Here is a 5,537-nt window from a genome sequence, read left to right as displayed (position 1 = left end):
CTTAAAAGAAGTCCGGCGGTGTCCTACTCTCCCACAGGGTCCCCCCTGCAGTACCATCGGCGCTGTGAGGCTTAGCTTCCGGGTTCGGAATGTAACCGGGCGTTTCCCTCACGCTATGGCCGCCGAAACACTATTGATGTTTCAATCAAACACATAACAAAGTCATTGTTGTTATGCGGTTCTCGACCGTACATCGAGAACCACTCAGTGGACGCGTAGCACCAACAAACGGTGTGTTATCAAGTCATCGGCTTATTAGTACCAGTCAGCTGCATGCATTACTGCACTTCCACATCTGGCCTATCAACCCAGTAGTCTGGCTGGGAGCCTCTCACCCGAAGGTATGGAAATCTCATCTTGAGGCCGGCTTCCCGCTTAGATGCTTTCAGCGGTTATCCATCCCGAACGTAGCTAATCAGCGGTGCTCCTGGCGGAACAACTGACACACCAGAGGTTCGTCCAACCCGGTCCTCTCGTACTAGGGTCAGATCCTCTCAAATTTCCTACGCGCGCAGCGGATAGGGACCGAACTGTCTCACGACGTTCTAAACCCAGCTCGCGTACCGCTTTAATGGGCGAACAGCCCAACCCTTGGGACCTACTCCAGCCCCAGGATGCGACGAGCCGACATCGAGGTGCCAAACCATGCCGTCGATATGGACTCTTGGGCAAGATCAGCCTGTTATCCCCGAGGTACCTTTTATCCGTTGAGCGACAGCGCTTCCACAAGCCACTGCCGGATCACTAGTCCCGACTTTCGTCCCTGCTCGACCTGTCAGTCTCACAGTCAAGCTCCCTTGTGCACTTACACTCGACACCTGATTACCAACCAGGTTGAGGGAACCTTTGGGCGCCTCCGTTACTTTTTGGGAGGCAACCGCCCCAGTTAAACTACCCACCAGGCACTGTCCCTGAACCGGATTACGGTTCGAAGTTAGATATCCAGAGTGACCAGAGTGGTATTTCAACAATGACTCCACATGAACTGGCGTCCATGCTTCAAAGTCTCCCACCTATCCTACACAAGCCACACCGAACACCAATACCAAGCTGTAGTAAAGGTCACGGGGTCTTTCCGTCCTGCTGCGCGTAACGAGCATCTTTACTCGTAATGCAATTTCGCCGAGTTCGCGGTTGAGACAGTTGGGAAGTCGTTACGCCATTCGTGCAGGTCGGAACTTACCCGACAAGGAATTTCGCTACCTTAGGATGGTTATAGTTACCACCGCCGTTTACTGGGGCTTAAATTCTCAGCTTCGCCTTGCGGCTAACCGGTCCTCTTAACCTTCCAGCACCGGGCAGGCGTCAGTCCGTATACATCGTCTTGCGACTTGGCACGGACCTGTGTTTTTAGTAAACAGTCGCTACCCACTAGTCTCTGCGGCCTCCAAACGCTTTCGGAGCAAGTCCTAATACGTCGAAGGCCCCCCTTCTCCCGAAGTTACGGGGGCATTTTGCCGAGTTCCTTAACCACGATTCTCTCGATCTCCTTGGTATTCTCTACCTGACCACCTGAGTCGGTTTGGGGTACGGGCGGCTAGAACCTCGCGTCGATGCTTTTCTTGGCAGCATAGGATCATCCACTTTTTATCCGCATCGTGTCTCAGCCTCTGTGAACGGCGGATTTGCCTACCGTTCGGCCTACGCACTTGCACCAGGACAACCATCGCCTGGCTTGGACTACCTTCCTGCGTCACACCTGTTAATACGCTAACCGCACCAGAATGGGGTCGTGCGCTAGGCCCAACGCTTCACCCCGAAGGGATCCGTCAGTGGGATTCAGACACTTAGCACTACTGGATTAGCTTGGGCGGTTCTTCGCCGGTACGGGAATATCAACCCGTTGTCCATCGACTACGCCTGTCGGCCTCGCCTTAGGTCCCGACTTACCCAGGGAAGATTAGCTTGACCCTGGAACCCTTGGTCTTTCGGAGGACGTGTTTCTCACACGTCTTTCGCTACTCATGCCTGCATTCTCACTCGTGTAGCCTCCACGGCTGGTTTACACCGCCGCTTCGCTGGCCACACGACGCTCTCCTACCCATCAACACGGCTGGACCACGAAGGCCTACCAATAATGTCAATGCCACAACTTCGGTGGCGTGCTTGAGCCCCGTTACATTGTCGGCGCGGAATCACTTGACCAGTGAGCTATTACGCACTCTTTCAAGGGTGGCTGCTTCTAAGCCAACCTCCTGGTTGTCAAGGCAACTCCACATCCTTTCCCACTTAGCACGCGCTTTGGGACCTTAGTTGGTGGTCTGGGTTGTTTCCCTCTCGACTATGAAGCTTATCCCCCACAGTCTCACTGCTGCGCTCTCACTTACCGGCATTCGGAGTTTGGCTGACGTCAGTAACCTTGTAGGGCCCATCGGCCATCCAGTAGCTCTACCTCCGGCAAGAAACACGCAACGCTGCACCTAAATGCATTTCGGAGAGAACCAGCTATCACGAAGTTTGATTGGCCTTTCACCCCTATCCACAGCTCATCCCCTCAGTTTTCAACCTAAGTGGGTTCGGTCCTCCACGACGTCTTACCGTCGCTTCAACCTGGCCATGGATAGATCACTTCGCTTCGGGTCTAGGACATGCGACTGAATCGCCCTATTCAGACTCGCTTTCGCTACGGCTACCCCACACGGGTTAACCTCGCCACATATCGCTAACTCGCAGGCTCATTCTTCAAAAGGCACGCTGTCACAGCTACTAAGGCTGCTCCAACGGTTTGTAAGCAAACGGTTTCAGGTACTATTTCACTCCCCTCCCGGGGTACTTTTCACCTTTCCCTCACGGTACTTGTCCGCTATCGGTCATCTGGGAGTATTTAGGCTTATCAGGTGGTCCTGACAGATTCACACGGGATTTCACGGGCCCCGTGCTACTTGGGATACTCTTCGCGCCAAGAGAGGCATTTCGACTACGGGGTTGGCACCCTCTATGACCGGCCTTTCAAGACCGTTCGTCTATACCTTCTTGTAACGCCGCCACCTCGGCAGAGATGACTGAAAAGTCCCACAACCCCCAACGTGCAACGCCTGCCGGCTATCACACACGCTAGGTTTAGCCTGATCCGGTTTCGCTCGCCACTACTAACGGAATCGCGGTTGCTTTCTCTTCCTGTGGGTACTGAGATGTTTCACTTCCCCACGTTCCCTCTACCCGCCCTATATATTCAGGCGGGAGTCACTAGGTCGGCACGCCGCCCAGCGGGGTTTCCCCATTCGGACACCCTCGGATCAAAACTTGCTTATCAGTTCCCCGAGGCTTATCGCAGATTGCTACGTCCTTCTTCGGCTCCAGATGCCAAGGCATCCACCGTTTGCTCTTAAAGACTTGAAATCACATGAGTTTGAATCAGAATCGACACCAGGCCCGAAAGCCTGGCATGAAATTGACTAATGATCTTTAAGATCATCTTGTGCAACCAGCTCGAAAGCCGGCTGCAAGATGCTCGCGTCCACTGTGTAGTTCTCAAAGTACGGGCGGTACCCCATCCAGCAACCCCACACGGGGGAAACCAGAAGAGGCCCAGAGTAACCAAATGCTTCCAACCCGAAGGTCAAAGCGCATCCGGTCCCTCAGGACCCAACAGCGTGCAGGCACCGGTCCCCTCACCCCACTCTTTCCAACAACCGAAGTTGCGTACTCGACCAGAGATCAGATCTCGATGCCATGTCAAATGTTCCACCCATGAGCTCCCAGCGAAGAACATGTGCCTTCGATCTGGGTTCTGGACTCCGAAGAGTCAGATGCTCCTTAGAAAGGAGGTGATCCAGCCGCACCTTCCGGTACGGCTACCTTGTTACGACTTAGTCCTAATTACCGATCCCACCTTCGACGGCTCCCTCCACAAGGGTTAGGCCACCGGCTTCAGGTGTTACCGACTTTCATGACTTGACGGGCGGTGTGTACAAGACCCGGGAACGTATTCACCGCAGCGTTGCTGATCTGCGATTACTAGCGACTCCGACTTCATGAGGTCGAGTTGCAGACCTCAATCCGAACTGGGACCGGCTTTTTGGGATTCGCTCCACCTCGCGGTATTGCAGCCCTTTGTACCGGCCATTGTAGCATGCGTGAAGCCCAAGACATAAGGGGCATGATGATTTGACGTCATCCCCACCTTCCTCCGAGTTGACCCCGGCAGTATCCCATGAGTTCCCACCATTACGTGCTGGCAACATAGAACGAGGGTTGCGCTCGTTGCGGGACTTAACCCAACATCTCACGACACGAGCTGACGACAACCATGCACCACCTGTTTACGAGTGTCCAAAGAGTTGACCATTTCTGGCCCGTTCTCGTATATGTCAAGCCTTGGTAAGGTTCTTCGCGTTGCATCGAATTAATCCGCATGCTCCGCCGCTTGTGCGGGTCCCCGTCAATTCCTTTGAGTTTTAGCCTTGCGGCCGTACTCCCCAGGCGGGGAACTTAATGCGTTAGCTGCGTCACGGAATCCGTGGAATGGACCCCACAACTAGTTCCCAACGTTTACGGGGTGGACTACCAGGGTATCTAAGCCTGTTTGCTCCCCACCCTTTCGCTCCTCAGCGTCAGTTACGGCCCAGAGATCTGCCTTCGCCATCGGTGTTCCTCCTGATATCTGCGCATTCCACCGCTACACCAGGAATTCCAATCTCCCCTACCGCACTCTAGTCTGCCCGTACCCACTGCAGGCCGGAGGTTGAGCCTCCGGATTTCACAGCAGACGCGACAAACCGCCTACGAGCTCTTTACGCCCAATAATTCCGGATAACGCTTGCGCCCTACGTATTACCGCGGCTGCTGGCACGTAGTTAGCCGGCGCTTTTTCTGCAGGTACCGTCACTTTCGCTTCTTCCCTGCTAAAAGAGGTTTACAACCCGAAGGCCGTCATCCCTCACGCGGCGTTGCTGCATCAGGCTTCCGCCCATTGTGCAATATTCCCCACTGCTGCCTCCCGTAGGAGTCTGGGCCGTGTCTCAGTCCCAGTGTGGCCGGTCACCCTCTCAGGCCGGCTACCCGTCGACGCCTTGGTGAGCCATTACCTCACCAACAAGCTGATAGGCCGCGAGCCCATCCCCAACCGAAATTCTTTCCAGACGCAGACCATGCGGTCACGTCACATATCCAGTATTAGACGCCGTTTCCAGCGCTTATCCCAGAGTCAGGGGCAGGTTGCTCACGTGTTACTCACCCGTTCGCCACTGATCCACAGAGCAAGCTCTGCTTCACCGTTCGACTTGCATGTGTTAAGCACGCCGCCAGCGTTCATCCTGAGCCAGGATCAAACTCTCCGTAAAAAAGAAATGCATACCACCCGGGGAAAAACCGGGAAGCAGCGAGTTTGATGCTGACCAAAGAGACAAATTCATTGCTGACTTCATCCGTTGCCAACCCCACAAGGAGGTTGGTCTTTGATCCAAAGGAATCTCATCCAGCCGAAGCTGAATCGAGGTTATTTGGCATTTGACAAGTGCACGCTGTTGAGTTCTCAAGGATCGGATGCTCCCACGACCCAGTCATCACAACCAGGCCCGAAGGGCAACTTCTCTATC

The 5,537-nt window shown here is 54.5% G+C and carries 3 rRNA genes; all 3 read right to left on the bottom strand.

Annotated elements, in window-relative coordinates:
- Positions 1-10: 10 nt before the first annotated feature.
- Positions 11-127: ribosomal RNA gene (gene rrf, locus KZC52_RS17240) — 5S ribosomal RNA — on the bottom strand.
- 108 nt (positions 128-235) lie between these two features.
- Positions 236-3,339, bottom strand: a 23S ribosomal RNA gene (locus tag KZC52_RS17235).
- 421 nt (positions 3,340-3,760) lie between these two features.
- A 16S ribosomal RNA gene (locus tag KZC52_RS17230) occupies positions 3,761-5,282 on the bottom strand.
- Together the 16S, 23S and 5S rRNA genes form the textbook arrangement of a ribosomal RNA operon.
- Positions 5,283-5,537 lie beyond the last annotated feature (255 nt).

The sequence above is a fragment of the Microbacterium galbinum genome (genome assembly GCF_023091225.1).
GTDB classification, from domain to species: domain Bacteria; phylum Actinomycetota; class Actinomycetes; order Actinomycetales; family Microbacteriaceae; genus Microbacterium; species Microbacterium galbinum.
The sequence above is the reverse complement of the archived record's forward strand: the minus strand, read 5'-3'. Positions and strand labels throughout refer to the sequence as shown.